General features: G+C 68.8%; 19 protein-coding genes. 7 read left to right on the top strand and 12 right to left on the bottom strand.

Annotated features, from left to right (window positions below):
- Positions 1 to 36: 36 nt before the first annotated feature.
- Together grpE and hrcA are read right to left on the bottom strand one after the other, a co-directional pair.
- On the bottom strand, positions 37 to 627 hold the full coding sequence (gene grpE / locus CKO33_RS04865) for a nucleotide exchange factor GrpE (RefSeq protein ID WP_200179875.1): 591 nt from the start codon (positions 625 to 627) through the stop codon (positions 37 to 39).
- A gap of 93 nt (positions 628 to 720) precedes the next feature.
- A complete protein-coding gene (gene hrcA / locus CKO33_RS04870; protein ID WP_200179877.1) occupies positions 721 to 1,779 on the bottom strand; it encodes a heat-inducible transcriptional repressor HrcA in 1,059 nt (352 codons plus the stop codon).
- A 127-nt stretch (positions 1,780 to 1,906) separates the two neighbouring features.
- On the opposite strand from hrcA, the gene CKO33_RS04875 reads away from it, so the two are divergent.
- From CKO33_RS04875 to recN, 3 genes are all read left to right on the top strand, one after another.
- Positions 1,907 to 2,788 (top strand): NAD(+) kinase, encoded by an 882-nt coding sequence (locus tag CKO33_RS04875; RefSeq protein ID WP_200179878.1) that lies wholly within the window; start codon positions 1,907 to 1,909, stop codon positions 2,786 to 2,788.
- A gap of 124 nt (positions 2,789 to 2,912) precedes the next feature.
- Positions 2,913 to 4,046: a DNA polymerase IV gene (gene dinB / locus CKO33_RS04880; RefSeq protein WP_200179886.1), complete on the top strand. Its 1,134-nt coding sequence runs from the start codon at positions 2,913 to 2,915 to the stop codon at positions 4,044 to 4,046.
- A gap of 86 nt (positions 4,047 to 4,132) precedes the next feature.
- Complete coding sequence (gene recN, locus CKO33_RS04885) at positions 4,133 to 5,842, top strand: DNA repair protein RecN (RefSeq protein ID WP_200179888.1); 1,710 nt, start codon at positions 4,133 to 4,135, stop codon at positions 5,840 to 5,842.
- Here recN and fur read toward each other — a convergent pair.
- A complete protein-coding gene (fur, locus tag CKO33_RS04890) occupies positions 5,809 to 6,252 on the bottom strand; it encodes a ferric iron uptake transcriptional regulator (protein WP_200179890.1) in 444 nt (147 codons plus the stop codon). The two genes, recN and fur, sit on opposite strands and share 34 nt — an antisense overlap.
- Before the next feature lie 113 nt (positions 6,253 to 6,365).
- Here fur and CKO33_RS04895 point away from each other — a divergent pair, with 113 nt between their 5' ends.
- Positions 6,366 to 6,692, top strand: a complete 327-nt coding sequence (locus tag CKO33_RS04895; RefSeq protein ID WP_200179892.1) for an outer membrane protein assembly factor BamE — start codon at positions 6,366 to 6,368, stop codon at positions 6,690 to 6,692.
- Positions 6,693 to 6,711: 19 nt separating this feature from the next.
- On the opposite strand, the gene CKO33_RS04900 is transcribed toward CKO33_RS04895, so the two are convergent.
- Genes CKO33_RS04900 through CKO33_RS04910 form a run of 3 tightly spaced genes read right to left on the bottom strand, consistent with a single transcriptional unit; the run spans position 6,712 to position 8,843 of the window.
- On the bottom strand, positions 6,712 to 7,008 hold the full coding sequence (locus tag CKO33_RS04900; protein ID WP_200179895.1) for an RnfH family protein: 297 nt from the start codon (positions 7,006 to 7,008) through the stop codon (positions 6,712 to 6,714).
- The gene (locus tag CKO33_RS04905; protein ID WP_200179896.1) at positions 6,998 to 7,435 is read right to left on the bottom strand and encodes a type II toxin-antitoxin system RatA family toxin; all 438 of its coding nucleotides are present in this window, start codon (positions 7,433 to 7,435) and stop codon (positions 6,998 to 7,000) included. The genes CKO33_RS04900 and CKO33_RS04905 overlap by 11 nt, the downstream gene beginning before the upstream one ends.
- Positions 7,436 to 7,448: 13 nt before the next feature.
- Positions 7,449 to 8,843: a sodium-dependent transporter gene (locus CKO33_RS04910; RefSeq protein ID WP_200179898.1), complete on the bottom strand. Its 1,395-nt coding sequence runs from the start codon at positions 8,841 to 8,843 to the stop codon at positions 7,449 to 7,451.
- A gap of 127 nt (positions 8,844 to 8,970) precedes the next feature.
- On the opposite strand from CKO33_RS04910, the gene smpB reads away from it, so the two are divergent.
- Entirely contained in the window at positions 8,971 to 9,447 is a 477-nt protein-coding gene (gene smpB / locus CKO33_RS04915) for an SsrA-binding protein SmpB (RefSeq protein ID WP_200179904.1), read from the top strand.
- Positions 9,448 to 9,460: 13 nt separating this feature from the next.
- Here smpB and dnaQ read toward each other — a convergent pair whose 3' ends face one another.
- The 3 genes from dnaQ to CKO33_RS04930 form a co-directional block, all read right to left on the bottom strand.
- Positions 9,461 to 10,186, bottom strand: coding sequence for a DNA polymerase III subunit epsilon (gene dnaQ / locus CKO33_RS04920; protein WP_200179906.1), 726 nt, complete (start codon positions 10,184 to 10,186; stop codon positions 9,461 to 9,463).
- Positions 10,187 to 10,260: 74 nt separating this feature from the next.
- Complete coding sequence (gene rnhA / locus CKO33_RS04925; RefSeq protein ID WP_200179908.1) at positions 10,261 to 10,719, bottom strand: ribonuclease HI; 459 nt, start codon at positions 10,717 to 10,719, stop codon at positions 10,261 to 10,263.
- Entirely contained in the window at positions 10,712 to 11,473 is a 762-nt protein-coding gene (locus CKO33_RS04930) for a methyltransferase domain-containing protein (RefSeq protein WP_200179909.1), read from the bottom strand. Before CKO33_RS04930 ends, rnhA begins: the two co-directional genes overlap by 8 nt.
- A 314-nt stretch (positions 11,474 to 11,787) precedes the next feature.
- Here CKO33_RS04930 and CKO33_RS04935 point away from each other — a divergent pair, with 314 nt between their 5' ends.
- Together CKO33_RS04935 and CKO33_RS04940 are read left to right on the top strand one after the other, a co-directional pair.
- Positions 11,788 to 12,939 (top strand): LysM peptidoglycan-binding domain-containing protein, encoded by a 1,152-nt coding sequence (locus CKO33_RS04935; protein ID WP_242472469.1) that lies wholly within the window; start codon positions 11,788 to 11,790, stop codon positions 12,937 to 12,939.
- Positions 12,940 to 13,043: 104 nt separating this feature from the next.
- A complete protein-coding gene (locus CKO33_RS04940) occupies positions 13,044 to 13,847 on the top strand; it encodes a Stp1/IreP family PP2C-type Ser/Thr phosphatase (protein ID WP_200179911.1) in 804 nt (267 codons plus the stop codon).
- A 10-nt stretch (positions 13,848 to 13,857) separates the two neighbouring features.
- Here CKO33_RS04940 and CKO33_RS04945 read toward each other — a convergent pair whose 3' ends face one another.
- From CKO33_RS04945 to CKO33_RS04955, 3 genes are all read right to left on the bottom strand, one after another.
- A complete protein-coding gene (locus CKO33_RS04945; protein WP_200179921.1) occupies positions 13,858 to 15,525 on the bottom strand; it encodes an ABC transporter ATP-binding protein in 1,668 nt (555 codons plus the stop codon).
- A 6-nt stretch (positions 15,526 to 15,531) separates the two neighbouring features.
- The gene (locus tag CKO33_RS04950; RefSeq protein ID WP_200179912.1) at positions 15,532 to 16,731 is read right to left on the bottom strand and encodes an ABC transporter permease; all 1,200 of its coding nucleotides are present in this window, start codon (positions 16,729 to 16,731) and stop codon (positions 15,532 to 15,534) included.
- The coding region (locus CKO33_RS04955) for an ABC transporter permease (protein ID WP_200179913.1) at positions 16,724 to 17,255 on the bottom strand (532 nt) is incomplete at its 5' end. The genes CKO33_RS04950 and CKO33_RS04955, both read right to left, overlap by 8 nt.

Here is a 17,255-nt window from a genome sequence, read left to right on the forward strand (position 1 = left end):
GACCTGTCGCAGAGGTGGGGGGCGAAGCGGTGGTTTTCAACCCCCCTGCCCCTCCCCGCCCGCCTGGCCGTCCCCCGACGGGGCGCGGCTGACGATCACCATGGCGGGGCGCAGCAGGCGGTCGTTGAGCAGATAACCCTTCTGCAGCACGGTCATGACCGTGTTGGGCTCCAGCTCGGCATTCTCCTGCATGGACATGGCCTGGTGGCGCTCCGGATCGAAGCGTTCCCCCTCGGGCATCACCTCCTGGATCCCCTGCTTCTCCATCACCTGCGTGAGCATCTTCAGGGTCAGTTCCGTGCCCTCGCGGATCTTCTCCACATCGGTTTCCCCCTGGGCGGCGTCCACGCCCATCTCCAGGCTGTCGCGCACAGGCAGGAGCTCATTGGCGAATTTCTCCAGCGCATACTTGTGGGCGTGCTCCACGTCCTTCTTCATGCGCTTGCGCAGGTTCTCCAGCTCCGCCTGGGCGCGCACCAGCTTGTCCCAGTGCTCCCGGGCCTCGTTCTGGGCCTCCTCCAGCTGCTTGAGCAGGGTGGCGGGATTGAATTCCGCCTGCTGCGGCTCCTGGCCGTCCTCGGGGGCCTCCGGGGCCGGATTGCGTTCGGTCTGTTCCTCGTTCGCCATGGAAAACTCCGATCGGCTGTGCGTGAATCATGCGGCAAAGGGCCGGCGTCCGGCGCGGTCCGCCGGCCTGCCCCGATACCCCCTATGTGGGATTCAATTCCTGGAATTCAAGGCCGCGCCCAGGAGCTTGGCGGTGACATCCACCACGGGGATGACGCGCTCATAGGCCATGCGCGTGGGGCCGATCACCCCCAGCACCCCCAGTACCTGGCCATCCACCTGGTAAGGAGCGGTAACGACGCTGCAGTCGTCCAGCACCTCGTGGCCCGATTCCTGGCCGATGAAGATCTGCACCCCCTGGGCATGGATGCAGTTGTCCAGCAGGCCGAGCAGGTCCCGCTTCTGGTTGAAGGCCTCGAAGAGGTTGCGCAGCTTGTCCACGCTGGAGAGTTCGGCGTAGCCCATGAGATGGGTCTGGCCGGTGAACACCACCTGTTCTTCCCGGTCCTCGTCGCTGAAGGCCCGCTCCCCCAGTTGGATGGCGGCGAGCATGAGGGTGTTCATGTGCTCGCGCACCGCCTTCATCTCCCGCAGGATCTGCTCCCGCGCCTGGCGCAGGTCCAGTCCCGCCAGATGCTCGTTGAGGTAGTTGGCCATCTGCTGCAGCTCGCTGTGGGTATAGTCCCGGTCCAGCTGCAGGATGCGGTTCTGCACCTCGTTCTTGTTCATCACCAGGATGGCCAGTACCTGGCGCCCGGAGAGCTTGAGGAACTCGATCTGACACAGGGCGGCATGATCCCGCTTGGGCACCCGCACCATGCCCGCCATCTGGGTCACCGCCGAGAGCAGGTCCGAGGCGGACTCCACCAGGGTGCGGGTATCCATGTCCGGACTCAGGCGCTCCTTGAGCAGGCGCACCTCGTGACTGTCCAGGGGTTTGACCTCCAGCAGCGAATCCACGAAGAGGCGGTACCCCCGGGGGGTGGGCACCCGCCCTGCCGAGGTGTGGGGGGAGCTCACCAGCCCCATCTCCTCCAGGTCCGACATGACGTTGCGGATGGAGGCGGGGCTCAGGTCCAGCCCGCAGGTGCGCGCCAGGGTGCGCGACCCCACCGGCTGCCCGTCCTGGACATAGTTCTCCACCAGCGCCCGCAGCAACCGGCGGGCGCGGTCGTTGAGGGGCGTTTCATTGGTGCGTTGGGATCGACTCATGGTGCCACCTTGGCACTCTCGGGCGTGGAGTGCCAGTCGTGCATGGTACACAGCACCCATAAACTGTCAAGAAAGTCCCGGCTCCGCTGCCATACACTCGACGACAGGTTTACACCATAATCCCCCCATGGCAGAGCATTTCGACACCATCGGCATCATCGCCAAGACGACGGACACCCGCCTGGCGGACATCCTGCGCACCCTCATCGCCCACCTGCGCCACCACCGGCGGCGGCTCCTCCTGGACCGCACCACGGTGGAGCAGATCCGGGGCATCCCGGACGGCGAGGCGGCAGAGCGGCAGGACATCGCCCGGGAGGCGGACCTGGCCATCGTGGTGGGGGGGGACGGCACCTTCCTCGCCGCCGCCCGCACCCTGGTGGACCACGGCGTCCCCCTCCTGGGGATCAACGCCGGCAGGCTGGGCTTCCTCGTGGATGTCTCCCCCCAGGAGATGCTGGGCCGGCTGGACGAGATCCTCTCGGGGCACTACATGGAGGACCACCGCCGCATGCTCCACGCCCGGGTGATGCGGGGGGAACACGAAGTGGCCCGTGGGGATGCCCTCAACGACGTGGTCCTGCATATCCGCGACGTGGTGCGCATGATCGAATTCGACACCTGGATCGACGGGCGTTTTGTCCACACCCAGCGGGCCGACGGCATGGTGGTGGCCACCCCCACCGGCTCCACGGCCTACGCCCTCTCCGGCGGCGGCCCCATCCTGACCCCGGACCTGGACGCGGTGGTGCTGGTGCCCATCTGCCCCCACGGCCTCAGCCACCGCCCCCTGGTGGTCCCCGCCGGCAGCCGCGTGGAGATCGCCGTGAACGAGAACAGCCGCACCCGGGCACAGGCGGCCCTGGACGGGCAGGACACCATCGACATGGAGCCCCTGGACCGCATCGTCATCCGCAGCAAGCCGCACAAGCTGCGCCTGATCCATCCCCCGGGGTACGACTACCTGCAGATCCTGCGGGTGAAACTGGGCTGGGGGGAACAGCCCTGAGGCCGGCCGCGGACCCGGCACTGGACACGAAGGAACGGATTACTGAAAATAAAAACAGTTCATCGACCCGCAGTGCGCCGCACCTTCAACGGCGCCACCCGCGGGAGGATCGGAGCCTGAACGCATGCACCCGCCGCAGCGCCGCATCGCCCACCTGGACATGGACGCCTTCTATGCCTCCGTGGAACGGCTGCATCGTCCGGAGCTGGCGGGTCTGCCGCTGGTGATCGGCGGGCGCGCCCCGGCGGGCGAGTTGCGCCGTCTGGGGGCATACACCGGGCGCGGCGTGGTCACCACCGCCACCTACGAGGCCCGCGCCCTGGGGGTGACCTCGGGCATGGGGCTCATGCAGGCGGCGCGGCGGGCCCCCGACGCCTTGCTGCTGGCGCCGGATTTCGAGGCCTACCGGGCCGTCTCCCGGCGCTTCAAGGCCGCCGTCGCCGGCATCGCCCCCTGCATCGAGGACCGGGGCATCGACGAGATCTTCATCGACCTCAGCGCCGTCCCCGGAGCGTCTGCGGATCTGGCGCAGCGCATCAAGGCGGCGGTATGGCAGGCCACCGGGCTCACCTGCTCCATCGGCATCGCCCCCAACCGGCTGCTGGCCAAGCTGTGCTCGGACCTGGACAAGCCCGACGGGCTGACGCTGCTGACGGCCCGGGAGATCCCCGATCGCATCCACCCCCTGCCGGTGGGCAAGGTCAACGGCATCGGCCCCAAGGCCACCCAGCGCCTGGCGCAGCTGGGGGTGCATACCCTGGGGGAGCTGGCCGCCTGTGCGCCACAGTGGCTGCATCGGCACTTCGGCACCCGCTACGGGGATTTCCTGCGGCGCGCCGCCCACGGCATCGACGACACCCCGGTGCTGACCCGCACGGACCCCCGCTCCGTGAGCCGGGAGACCACCTTCGAGCGGGACCTGCACCCGTGTCACGACCGCCAACAACTGAACCGCACCTTCGCCCACCTGTGCCGGCGCGTGGCGGTGGACCTGGAACGCAAGGGGGTCTGGGGCCGGACCATCGGGGTGAAGCTGCGTTACCCGGACTTTCGCACCCTCACCCGCGACCTCACCCTCCCGGAGCCCACCCGCGACCCGCAGCGGATCCGCCGTGCCGCCGGTGAATGTCTGCGCCGCGCCGCCCCGGGGGAGCGGCTGCGGCTGCTGGGGGTTCGGGTCTCGGGACTGACCCGTACGCCCCGGACCGGCCCCCGCCAGCTGGAACTGGACTGGACCCCCTCCGGGGAGGCAGCATGACCGTCCGCAGCCGGCACAGGGGGCCGGGCCTCGTCCCGCACGGCAGCCATCCCTACCCGGACCCATGAGAGCGAGCCCACAGCGCCATGCTCACCCACATCCACATCCGCGATTTCGCCATCATCGATGAGCTCTCCCTGGAGCTTGCCCCCGGCATGACCGTCCTCACCGGCGAGACCGGGGCTGGCAAGTCCATCCTCGTGGACGCCCTGGGGCTGGTGCTGGGGGACCGGGCGGACCCGTCGGTGGTGCGCCCCGGGGCCGGGCGCGCCGAGGTGAGCGTGCAGATGGACATCACCGGCGAGGCGGCGGCCGCACACTGGCTGCGGGAACAGGGGATGGACGACCAGGAATGCCTGCTGCGCCGGGTGGTGGGCCGGGACGGCCGCAGCCGGGCCTGGATCAACGGCTCCCCCACCACCCTGCAATCCCTGCGCACCCTGGGGGAGATGCTGGTGGACATCCACGGCCAGCATGCCCACCAGTCCCTCATGCGCCGGGAGGTGCAGCGACGCATCCTGGATGACTACGCCGATCACCCGGACCGGGTACAGGCCATGGCCGGGACCCACGCCCACTGGCAACACCTCCACAGGCGACTGGAAGACCTGAGCGGCGAACAGGAGGCCCGGGAGGCCCGCCAGGAACTGCTCCGCTTCCAGGTGGAGGAACTGGACAGCCTGGATCCCGCCCCGGGGGAATGGCAGCAACTGGAGGAGGAGCACCACCGCCTGGCCCACACCGGCCGCCTCCTGGAGGTGGCGGAGACCGCCTACCAGGCCCTGTATGCGGCGGATGGCAGCGTCGAATCCAGCCTGGGGCACACCTGCAGCGAACTGGAACAACTGCAGGGGCTGGATCACCGCCTGGACGAACCCCGCCAACTGCTCACCAGCGCCCAGATCCAGATCCGCGAGGCCTGCGACAGTTTACGCCGCTATGCCGATGGCCTGGAGGCGGACCCGGCGCGGCTGCACTACGTGGAAGGGCGCATGGCCGCATTCCAGGACCTGGCCCGCAAACACCGGGTGGAACCGGAGGCACTGCCACAGGTGCGGGAGACCCTGACCGCTGAGCTGGAGACCCTGGAGGGGGACACCGGGGACCTGGCCTCCCTGGAACAGGAAACGGCCAAGGCCCTGGAGGCCTGCCGCGAGGCGGCCGATGCCCTCAGCCAGTCCCGGCGCACCGCCGCCGGAACCTTCTCCGAGGCGGTCACCCGGGCGATGCAGGCCCTGGGCATGGAGGGGGGGCGATTCGAATGCACCGTGGAACCGACGCAGGAGGCCCGCCTCACCCCCCAGGGGACGGACGAGATCACCTTCCGCATCAGCGCCAACCCCGGGCAGCCCCTGCAGCCCCTGGCCCGGGTGGCCTCCGGGGGGGAACTCTCGCGCATCAGCCTGGCCATCCAGATGATCGCCGCCCGCGCCCTGCCCACCGCCACCCTGATCTTCGACGAGGTGGACACGGGCATCGGCGGTGGTGTCGCCGAGGTGGTGGGGCGCCAGCTACGCGCCCTGGGGGGCCACCGCCAGGTCCTGTGCGTCACCCACCTGCCCCAGGTGGCCGCCCAGGGGCATCATCACCTGCAGGTCAGCAAGGAGAAGGGTCGGGACCATACCGAGACCCACATCCGCCCCCTGGAACGGGAGCAGAGGGTGGAGGAACTGGCACGCATGCTGGGCGGATTGCAGATCACCCGCCAGACCCTGGCCCATGCCCGGGAGATGATGGAACGGGCCGTGGAGGGCGACGGGGGTCAGTCGTCGTCCTCCCCCGCCTCCGTATCGTAGGGGCAGGCCTCGTCCTTGCATTCGCCGTAGATGATCAGGGCATGGTCCTTGATGTGAAAGCCCCGCTCCTCGGCGATGGCCCGCTGGCGTTCCTCGATCACCGGGTCCACGAACTCCTCCACCCGGCCGCACTTGACGCAGACGATGTGATCGTGATGCCCTCCCCGCTCCAGTTCGAAGACCGCCTGATTGCCTTCGAAGTGGTGCCGGTTCACCAGGCCCGCCCCCTCGAACTGGGTCAACACCCGGTAGACGGTGGCCAGCCCGATCTCCTCTCCGGCCTCCAGCAACTGCCGGTAGATCATCTCCGCGCTGAGGTGATGATCCTCTGCCCGCTCCAGGATCTCCAGGATCTTCACCCGCGGCAGGGTCACCTTGAGTCCGGCCTTTTTCAGTTCTTGGGTTTCCATGGAAATGCAGACTCCAGGCGGGATCCCACCGCTCCCTAGTGTAGAATCGCCCGCGACAGAATGTGTGGCTGATCACCCATCTTGCAACTCACCGCCGCTTTTCGGACGCAATCATGGCAAGACTCATTCTTTATTCTACTCTCGTTTTCGGCCTGCTGCATGGATGCGGATCAAACCTGCTGACCGTACACCGCCTGGACATCCAGCAGGGCAATGCCCTGGAGCAGGAGCGGGTGGATCAGTTGCGCCGCGGGATGACACCGGGACAGGTGCGCTTCCTCCTGGGGGAACCCCTGCTGCAGGACCCCTTCCACGGCGGCGAGCGCTGGGACTATGTGTACTACCTGAAACGGGGGGACGGCCAGACAGAACGCCGCCGGGTGACGGTGCACTTCCAGGACGGCCGCGTGGAGGCCATCCGCAGGCGGGAACAGGGATAAGGGGAAGGCCGGGGCCGGTTCAGGCGCTGCCCGCGGCCCGGCGGCGCCGGGCCGCCCGGGGATCGGCGATCAGGGGGCGATAGATCTCCACCCGGTCCCGGTCCCGCAACGGGGCATCGAGCCGGGTGAGCTTCCCATAGATCCCCACCTTGTTGGTGGACAGATCGATCTCCGGGAAGCGCTCCAGGATCCCCGAGGCGCGGATGGCCTCCTCCACCGTGGCCCCGGCGGGCAGCGTCACCTCCAGCACCGCCTGATCGTCGGGCTTGGCGTAGGCCACCTCTATCTGCAGATCGTTTTCCTGGTCACCGGACACCGTAGACCTCCCGTGCACGCCGGACGAAGGCGTCCACCAGGCTGTTGGCCACCTGATGGAACACCGGACCCACCACCGCACGTACCAGACGGCTGGAGAACTCGAAATCCAGATCCAGGGCGACCCGGGTGCGGCCGTCCTCCAGGGTATCGAAGCGCCAGAATCCCTCCAGTTGCCGGAAGGGGCCCTCCACCAGCCGCATCTCGATCATCTTGTGCCGTTGCAGCCGGTTACGGGTGGTGAAGGACTTGCGCACCGCCCCCTTGGCCAGTTCCACGCTGGCCTTGACCTCGTCGTCGCCGCGCTCCAGCACCGCGGCGGAACGGCACCCCGGCAGGAAGCGGGGGTAGGACTCGACATCGTTCACCAGATCGAACATCTCCTGCGGGGTGTAGGGCACCACCGCCTGACGACTGATGGAGGACATGGCTGGCCCCGGGCTAGATGAGATTCACGGCGTTGAGGAACACCAGCAGGATGCCCACCGGCGCCACGAATCGCAAGACGGCATACCAACCGCGGAACAGCAGGCCCGTGCCCGCCCCCAGCTCGTCCTGGACCGAACGGCGCGTCATGCGCCAGCCCACGAACAGGGCGATGAACAGCCCGCCCAGGGGCAGCAGGACGTTGGAGGTGAGGTAATCCATCATGGAGAAGATGGTGCCGCCGATGAAGACCGGCTCCTCACCCCCCAGGTCCAGCTGGAAACCGATGGGCGAGGACCAGAGATTAAAGGACAGCACCGTGCCGATGCCCAGGATCCAGGCCACGAGGCCAACGATGACCGAGGCCCTGACCCGTTCCATGTCCCGGTTCTCCACCAGCCAGGCCACCGCCGGCTCCATGAGGGAGATGGAGGAGGTCCAGGCGGCCATCACCAGGAGCAGGAAGAACAGGGTGCCGAAGATCACCCCCCCGGGCATCCCGGAGAAGGCCATGGGCAGGGTGACGAAGATCAGGCCGGGCCCCTCGTCCGGCTGCAGACCGCTGGCGAAGACGATGGGAAAGATGGCCACCCCGGCGAGGATGGCCACCAGGGTATCCGCCGAGACCACGGTGGCCGAGGTGCGCATGATGGAGGCCCGGGAGCTGAGATAGGAGCCATAGATCATGATGGCCCCCATGCCCAGGCTCAGGGTGAAGAAGGCCTGGCCCATGGCCATAAGCACCACCTCGCCGCTGATCTTGCTGAAGTCCGGAGCAAAGAGGAAGCGCATGCCCTCGCCGAAGTGGCCGATGGAGACGGCATAGACCACCAGCACCAGCAGCAGCCCCAGCAGGGCCGGCATAAGGAATTTCACCGCCTGCTCCAGACCCGAACGCACACCCCGGGACACAACCAGCACGTTCATCACCATGAACACGGTATGCCAGGCCAGCAGACGTTCCGGATCCGAAACCAGCCCCTCGAAGACCCCACGCACACCCTCCACATCCAGGCCCGAGAAGACCCCGGCGGCGGTGCGAAAGACATAGGACAGGGACCAGCCGGCGATGACGCTGTAGAAGGAGAGGATCATGAAGGCCGCCGCCACGCCGAGCCAGCCGATCATCCCCCAGGCGCGGCTCAGCCCCTCCTCGTGGGACAGGCTGGCCATGGTATTGATGGGGCTCTGGCGGCCGCGCCGGCCCAGGAGGATCTCCCCGATCATCACCGGCAGGCCGATGAGCAGGATGCACAGCAGGTAGACCAGTACAAAGGCCCCGCCGCCGTTCTCGCCGGTGATATAAGGGAAGCGCCAGATGTTCCCCAGGCCCACCGCAGACCCGGTGGCCGCCAGCACGAAGGCCAGTTTCGACGACCACTGGCCATGGATCGAGGTTTCTTTTCTCATGGGCATCCTCCGAATGACCGCGACATTCTGAGGAAATTCCGCCCCGGTCTCAACGCCTGAACGCCCCGCCCCCCGTTGCCCCCTTTGCGGATGGCTTTGCTTTCAGGGTCCAAAGTACAATGGCCCCATGAGCAAGAAAGCGAAGAATACGGGCGGCGGCAGCACCATCGCCCTCAACAAGAAGGCACGCCACGATTACTTCATCGAGGATCGCTACGAGGCCGGTCTGTCCCTGGAGGGCTGGGAGGTCAAGAGCCTGCGGGCGGGCCGTGCCCAGTTGAGCGAGAGCTACGTCCTCATCAAGAAGGGGGAGGCCTGGCTGCTGGGGGCCCATATCACCCCGCTGCCCACGGCCTCCACCCACATTTCCCCGGACCCCACGCGCACCCGCAAGCTCCTGCTCCATGGCGAGGAACTGAGCAAGCTCATCGGGCTGGTGGAGCGCCGCGGCTACACCCTGGTGCCCCTGGCCCTCTACTGGAAGCGGGGCCGGGCCAAGCTGGAGGTGGGTCTGGCCAAGGGCAAGAAGGCCCACGACAAGCGGGCCGTGGAGAAGGAACGGGACTGGCAGCGGGAGAAGGCCCGCACCCTCAAGACCCACTGAAGGCGGGTGCCTCTCACCAGGGCTCGGCGCAGCCCAGGCGCTCCAGCACCCGGGTGTGGGCGGCCCTCTCCCCCTCATCGGCGCGGATCACCGCCAGCCGCGGCCGGTCCGCCGGCAGGCGACGGATCCCCTCCGCACCGGACTGGGCGCTGCTCGTCTCCCCGTCGCCCCCCAGGGCGAGGGTCTTCTGTCCCCCGGTCATGGCCAGATAGACATCCGCCAGGATGCGGGCGTCCAGCAGCGCCCCGTGCAGATCGCGCCCGGAGTTGTCGATGTCGTAGCGCTTGCACAGGGCGTCCAGGCTGTTGCGCTGCCCCGGATGCATCTGCCGCGCCAGGGCCAGGGAATCGGTGACCCGGCAATGATCCTCCAGCCGCCCCCAGTCCCCTTCCAGCCGGGCCAGTTCGTGGTTGATGAAACCCACGTCGAAGGGGGCGTTGTGGATGATCAGCTCCGCCCCGCGGACGAATTCCAGGAAGGTGGCCGCCACGTCCGGGAAACGGGGCTTGTCCGCCAGGAACTCGTTGGTGATGCCATGCACCTCCACGGCCCCGGCATCCACCTCCCGGTCCGGCTGCAGGTATTGGTGATAATGCCGGCGCGTGGGCCGGCGGCGCACCAGTTCCACACAGCCGATCTCGATGATGCGGTGGCCCTGGGTGGGCTCCAGGCCCGTGGTTTCCGTATCCAGGACCACCTGGCGGACGGGGATATCGTCTTCTGGGGTATCGATCGTCATGGTCTGGGGGGATGGTTCCGGTATTCGGCGCAAAGGGCTCTTCAGATCAGGGGCTCCGGGGAGGCCACGCCCCCTCACCCGCTGGACCCGGCCTGCAGGGCATCGATGGCCTGGTTGGCCAGCTGGTCCGCCTGTTCGTTCTGCGGGTGGCCCGAATGGCCGCGCACCCAGTGCCAGGACACCTGATGGCGCGAGGCCGCCGCGTCCAGACGCTGCCACAGGTCCTGATTCTTCACCGGCTGCCCGGCGGCCGTGCGCCACCCCCGGCGCTTCCAGTTGGCCATCCATTGGTTCACGCCGTTTTTCACATACTGGGAATCGGTGGTCAGATCCACGCGGCAGGGGCGCTTGAGGGTCTCCAGGGCCTGGATGGCCGCCATCAGTTCCATGCGGTTGTTGGTGGTCTCCGCCTCGCCCCCGCTGAGGTGCTTCTCCTGCCCGCGATAGCGCAGCACCGCCCCCCAGCCGCCGGGTCCGGGGTTGCCGCGGCAGGCCCCGTCGGTATAGATCTCAACATCTTGCGTCTCAGTCACGTTCTCTTCTCCTGCACACGGGGCGCACGAAACCACCCGGCACCCAGGGGCGCGCGGCCCGCCAGCGGGGGCGCACCGGCGTGAGGGTGGAGACCCGCTTGCGGGCCAGGATCATGTAGACCGACCCCACGTAGGGCAGACGCCGGCCACCCAGCCCCTGGATCATCTGCAGCCGCCCCCGCAGGCCCGATCCCCCCTCCGGCGCCCGCACCCCGGCATGGGCCAGGGCCATGATGTCGAATCCCAAAAGGGACAGCCATTCCCGCACCCGGCGGGTGCTGTAACAGGCCCCGGACCAGGGGCTCTCACCGCGGCGTGGCGGCACCCGTTGCCATAACCCCACCGGGCTCAGGGGATTGAGCCCGAGGATGATGACATGCCCCTCCGGACGCAGGCTGCGTTCCACCTCCCGCAGGACCTGGTGGGGGTCCAGGGCCCCATCCAGGGTATGGGCCAGCAGGATCAGGTCCAGGCTGTCTGCGGCCACCGGCAGGGCCTCGGGCAGGGCGCTCAGATGCGCCCCCGGGCCGGGGCGGGCCTCCATGAGGAAACGGCGACCGATACGGCTCCCCTCCAGCAGATCCACCCCGTTGCCCAGGTGACCGATCTGCAGGGCGTAGTAGCCGAAGATCTGGGGCACGAACCGGTTCAGGTGAGCGCGCATGGCCGCAAGCATCACCCGCCCCGCCGGGACCGCATACCATGCCCGCAGATGCTGCTGGCGCTGCACGATCGGATGCGTGGGGGATGACATGGAGCGGGGCGCGACCTCTTGCAGGGGGATCGACGGTCAAGGTTGAGCAGCCACACGGGCCCCGCTATCCTACCGTGCCCATGCCAAAGAGGAAAACGCTCGTCACCGGGGCGGCCTGCACGGGGGTGTATCTACTCCTGGCCGGGTGCGCCATCCCCCCCTTTGCACCGGAGGATGGCGGTACCCCGGTGGCGCGCCCCGCCGAGCCCCCTGCGGAACCGGTGTCGGAACCCCTGCGCGTGGATCCTTCCCCCGCGCCGGCAAAGATCCACGCGGCCCCGCCCCGGGACCTTTGGGAGCGGATGCGGCGGCACATGACCCTGCCGCGGGAGGAGGACCGGGCGCGGGTGACCCGGTACATCCACTGGTACGGCAGACACCCCACCCACCTCAGGCGGGTCCTGGTCCGGGCGGAACCCTTCCTGTACCACATCCTCGACGAGATCGAGCGCCGGGGACTGCCTGCCGAACTGCTGTTGCTGCCGGTGGTGGAAAGCGGCTACCGGACCCAGGTCCTGTCCCATGGGCATGCCGCCGGGATCTGGCAGTTCATCCCCTCCACGGGGGCCCATTTCGGCCTAAAGCAGAACTGGTGGTATGACGGGCGCCGGGACGTCCATGCCGCCACGTTGGCAGCCCTCACCTACCTGGAACAACTGCACCGGCGCTTCGACGGGGACTGGTTCCTCGCCCTGGCCGCCTACAACGCCGGCCAGGGCACCGTGGCCCGGGCCATCCGCCACAACCGTGCACGCGGCCGGCCCAGCGACTACTGGCAACTGGACCTGCCCCGGGAGACGCGGCACTACGTGCCGCGCCTGCTGGCCCTTGCCACGCTGCTGGCCGACCCGAAGGCCCACGGACTGTCGCTGCCGCCCGTTCCCGACCGTCCCCAGGTCACCCTGGTGCGCACCGGCGGCCAGATCGAACTGGCGGTGGCGGCGCGCCTGGCGGGGATCGACCTGGAGACCCTGCGGACCCTGAATCCCGGGCTGGACCGCTGGGCGACGCCGCCCAAAGGGCCGCATCACCTGCTGGTGCCAGCAGACCGGGCCCCGGCCCTGCGGGCCGGGCTGGCGGAACTGGACCCGGGGCAACGCGTCACCTGGCGCCGCCACCGGGTGCGCCGCGGGGAATACCTGGGAGGCATCGCCGCCCGTTACGATCTGCCTGTGGAGGCCCTGCGGCGGGTCAACGGCATCCAGGGGGACCTGATCCGGGCCGGCGAACACCTGCTCATCCCCGGCGGAGGGGACGCGAGGGCCCCTGACCCCATGCAGGCGGCCCGGAGCGGCGAAGACCGCATCGTGCATCATGACGTCCGCCCCGGCGACACCCTCTGGGCCCTGGCCCGTCACTACGGGGTCAGCGTACGGGACCTGGCCCGCTGGAACGATCTGGAGCAGGAAGAGACCCTTCACCCCGGACAGACCCTGATCATCCGCCGCGGTTCCGGGGCCGCCTGAGCCCCGCTTCACCCCGCAGGCGTACCCTTCGGTCCGTTCCCCGTGGTGTCCCCCTTCCGCCGGGGCTATGCTGATGGCCGACCACTGCAACCCGTCCGCCCCCCATGCCCCTGCGCCCCCCCAGGCTCCAGACCGCCGCCGGCACCGATACCGGACGCATCCGCCGGCACAACGAGGACCACATCGGAGAGGACGGCCACCTGGGATTGCTGGTACTGGCGGATGGCATGGGCGGACATGCCGGTGGGGAGGTGGCCAGCCGCATGGCCGTGGAGACGATGCTGCAGACCCTGAAGGAGACGCTCCCGCACACGGGCGGCGGCCGCCATGACACCCTGGAGGCCCTGCGCGGGGCGGTGATCCGGGCCAACCGGGGCATCCACGAGGCGGCGGGGCGGGACGCCGCCTGCGCCGGCATGGGCACGACCCTGGCCGTCGTCCTGTTTCGCAAGGGGCGGGTCTTCCTCGCCCACGTGGGCGACTCACGCATCTACCGCTTCCGGAACGATCGCCTGCAACGCCTCACCAGCGACCACACCCTGGTTCAGGAACTGGTGGACCGGGGGCTGTGCCCCCCCGAACAGGCCCGCACCGCCGCCGGGGGCAACCTGCTCACCCGGGCCCTGGGGATCGAGCCCCGCGTGCAGGTGGACACCCGCGAGGAACGGCTGCAGCCGGGGGATCTGTACCTGCTTTGCTCCGATGGCCTCAGCGACATGGTGGACGATGACGCCATCGAGGCCCTGATCCGCCAACATCGCAACACTCCGGACACCCTCGCCGCCCGGCTCATCGCCCGGGCCAACGACTGCGGCGGACGGGACAACATCTCCGTGATGATCGCTGCCGAGCCTGCACACCGGACCTGGTATCACCGGCTCCTGTCAGGGGCTCGCCGCCGCCCCTGAAGCGCAGCCCTCAGCCGCGGACGATGGCCCCGTCACCGATGCGCGGCACCGCCTCCAGCAGCTGCACGGTGTAAGGATGCCGGGGCGTGCGACACACCGCCTGCACCGGCCCCTGCTCCACCACCTTGCCGTCCTGCATCACCGCCATGACATCCCCCAGGTATTCCACCACGCCGATGTCGTGGGTGATGAACAGCAGCGTCAGTCCCCGCACCCGGGTCAGTTCCAGCAGGATGCCCAGGACCTCGGCCTGAACCGACACGTCCAGGGCACTGGTCACCTCGTCACAGACGATGAACTCCGGATCCAGCACCAGGGCGCGGGCGATGCCGATGCGCTGGCGCTGGCCGCCGGAGAACTCGTGGGGGTAGCGCCACAGGGCCTCTTGCGGCAGCTGCACCTGGGCCAGGACCTCGGCGGCCCGGGCCAGGCGCGCCTCCCGGTCCGCGCCGATGCCGTGCACCGCCATGGGCTCGGTCAGGGCGGCGGCGACGGTCAGGCGCGGGTTCAGGGACGAGGCCGGATCCTGGAAGACGATCTGCATACGCCGCCGGAAGGGGCGCAGGCCGGAAGCGGGCAACCGGCCGATGGCATGGCCATCGAACAGGATCTCCCCGCCGGTGGGGTCCACCAGGCGCAGGATGGCCCGCCCCAGGGTGGTCTTGCCACAACCCGACTCCCCCACCAGGGCCATGATCCGGCCCCGGGGGATCTCCAGATCCACGCCGTCCACGGCGCGCACCCGATCCACCACCCGGCGCATAAGCCCCTTGCGCACCGGATAGTGCACCTGCAGCCCCTGCAGCCGCAGCAACGGCGCCTCCCCCGGTCCCGATGCCCGGGGCGGCGGCGGTGGCCGGTGCCGCACCAGGTTCTCCGGCAGGGCGTCGATGAGCTGACGGGTATAGGGATGCTCCGGGCGCGCCAGGACCCGGGCCACCGGACCCTCCTCCACCAGCCGGCCCTGGCGCATCACCCCCAGACGGTGGCCCATCTGGGCCACCACGCCGAAATCGTGGCTGATGAAGAGCATGGCCATGCCGTTGCGGGCCTGCAGGTCCTGCATCAGCCGCAGGATCTGGGCCTGTACCGTCACATCCAGGGCGGTGGTGGGCTCATCGGCGATGAGCAGATCCGGCTCGCAGACCATGGCCATGGCGATCATCACCCGCTGGCGCTGGCCGCCGGAGAGGCGGTGGGGGTATTCCCGCGCCCGCTGTGCCGGCTGCGGGATGCCCACCTGATCCAGGGCCGCCAGCGCCCGCTCCCGGACCTCGGCAGTGTCCAGCTCCGGGCGGTGGACCCGCAGCACCTCCTGGATCTGTTCCCCCACGGGGAACACCGGGTTCAGGGAGGTCATGGGCTCCTGGAAGATCATGCCCATGCACGATCCCCGCAGGCGGCGCCGGTCCGGCTCCGGCAGGGTGAGCAGGTCCACCATCCCCTCCCCTTGCCCCCCCTGGTGGCAATGAAGGCGCACCTTTCCCGCCGGATGGCGGGCGATCCCGGGGGGCAGCAGCTGCATGACCGACAGGGCGGTCACCGACTTGCCACTGCCGGACTCCCCCACCAGGCAATAGGTCTCCCCCCGGTCGATGGCAAAGCTCACCCCCTGCACCGCGCGTACCACGTGGTCGCCGCTCCTCAGGTGGGTATGCAGATCCTGCACTTGCAGCAACACGGCTCAGGCCTTCCTGTCCAGATAGGGGTCCAGGGCATCCCGCAACGACTCCCCCACCAGGTTGTAGGCGAACACCGTGAGGAAGATGGCCCCGCCCGGGAACAGGGCCATCCACCAGTTGAAGGTGGAGGACTGCACCGCCTGATTGAGCATCTGCCCCCAGGAGGGATCGTCCACCAGCCCCAGGCCCAGGAAGCTCAGCGTGGCCTCCGCCAGGATGGCCGAGGCCACGCCGAAGCTGGCGGCCACCAGGATGGGGGCGACGCCGTTGGGGAGCATGTGGCGAAAGAGGATGGAGCGCAGGGGCAGACCGCAGGCCACCGCCGCCTGTACGTAGTCCTGCTGACGCAGCTTGAGGAACTCCGCGCGCACATAGCGGGCATAGCCCGACCAGGAGGTGAGCCCGATGATGACCATCATCATGTAGAGGTTGCGGCCGAAGAAGGCCACGAAGGTAAGCAGCAGAAACAGGGTGGGGATGGCCTCGAAGATCTCCACGATGCGCATCCCGATCATATCCACCACTCCGGAGAAATACCCCATGAGTCCCCCCACCACCACACCGATGGCCAGGGCGATCCCCGTGGCGACAAAACCGATGCCCAGGGCGATGCGCGTGGCGTGGATCATGCGCGAGAGGACATCGGCCCCGTTCACGTCCGTGCCCAGCCAGTGGGGATGGGCCGGATCCGCCAGGGGCGGTTGCAGCCCCGTATCCCCCCGGTCCCGCAGGTAGTCCTTGGGGGAATAGGGTACCGGGGCGCGGAGCACCCAGTCGTAGGCCCCCCGGGCCTCGGCCTCGCGATACTGGGCATGGATCACCAGATCCGGGGGCGACAGGAACAGCGCGCCGCCTCCCCCCCCCAGGAGCAGGGCCGCCAGGACCACCGCCAGGCGCCTGCTCCAGGTGTGGCGCACGAAGGCCATGACCACCGCCGCAGCAAACCCCGCCAGCAGGGCCAGGTCCGCCGCCCCCAGGTGGGCCAGCACCGGACTGGAAAGACGTCCCTCCTGCACCACCAGCCACGGATGGCTGGAGGCCAGGAAGGGGGCGAAGACGGCCACCAGCACCAGCAGCCCGATCCAGGCCAGCCCCAGCCGGGCCCCCCAGCGGGCCAGGACCTCCCGCGCCACCTGGGCGGCATAGCTGCGGCGTTCCGCGGGCGGACGCGGGATACCGCCGGAGGGAAGGGGTTCAGTCATAGCTCACCCTCGGATCCGCGATGGCATAGCCGATGTCCGCCAGCAGATACCCGGCCAGGGTCAACAGACCGCTGATCAGGGTCACCGACAGCACCAGCTCCCGGTCCCGGGTCTGCACCGCCTCCACCGCCAGCTTGCCCATGCCGTCGATGGAGAAGATGCTCTCGACGATGACCGACCCGGCCAGCAGGCTGGGCAGGAGGGTGGCGGAGACGGTGATCAGGGGCAGCAGGGAGTTGCGCAGGACATGGCGCCAGAGGATATCGTGCTCCTCCACCCCCTTGGCCCGGGCGGTACGGGCATAATCCGAGAGCAGGTTCTCCAGCACCGAGGAGCGGGTGAGCTTGGCCAGGAAGGCGAAGCCGCCGTAGGCCAGGCAGATCACCGGCAGGATCAGATGCCAGATGCGGTCCAGCAGGAATCCCGGCACGAAACCGTCCCCGCCCAGGATCAGCGCCAGTCCCATGCCCATGCCCTTCATGCCCCACTGGCCCCGGATGACGGACCTGTTGCTGCTCCTGGTC

This window comes from Ectothiorhodospira mobilis (assembly GCF_016584115.1).
Classification (GTDB): domain Bacteria; phylum Pseudomonadota; class Gammaproteobacteria; order Ectothiorhodospirales; family Ectothiorhodospiraceae; genus Ectothiorhodospira; species Ectothiorhodospira mobilis.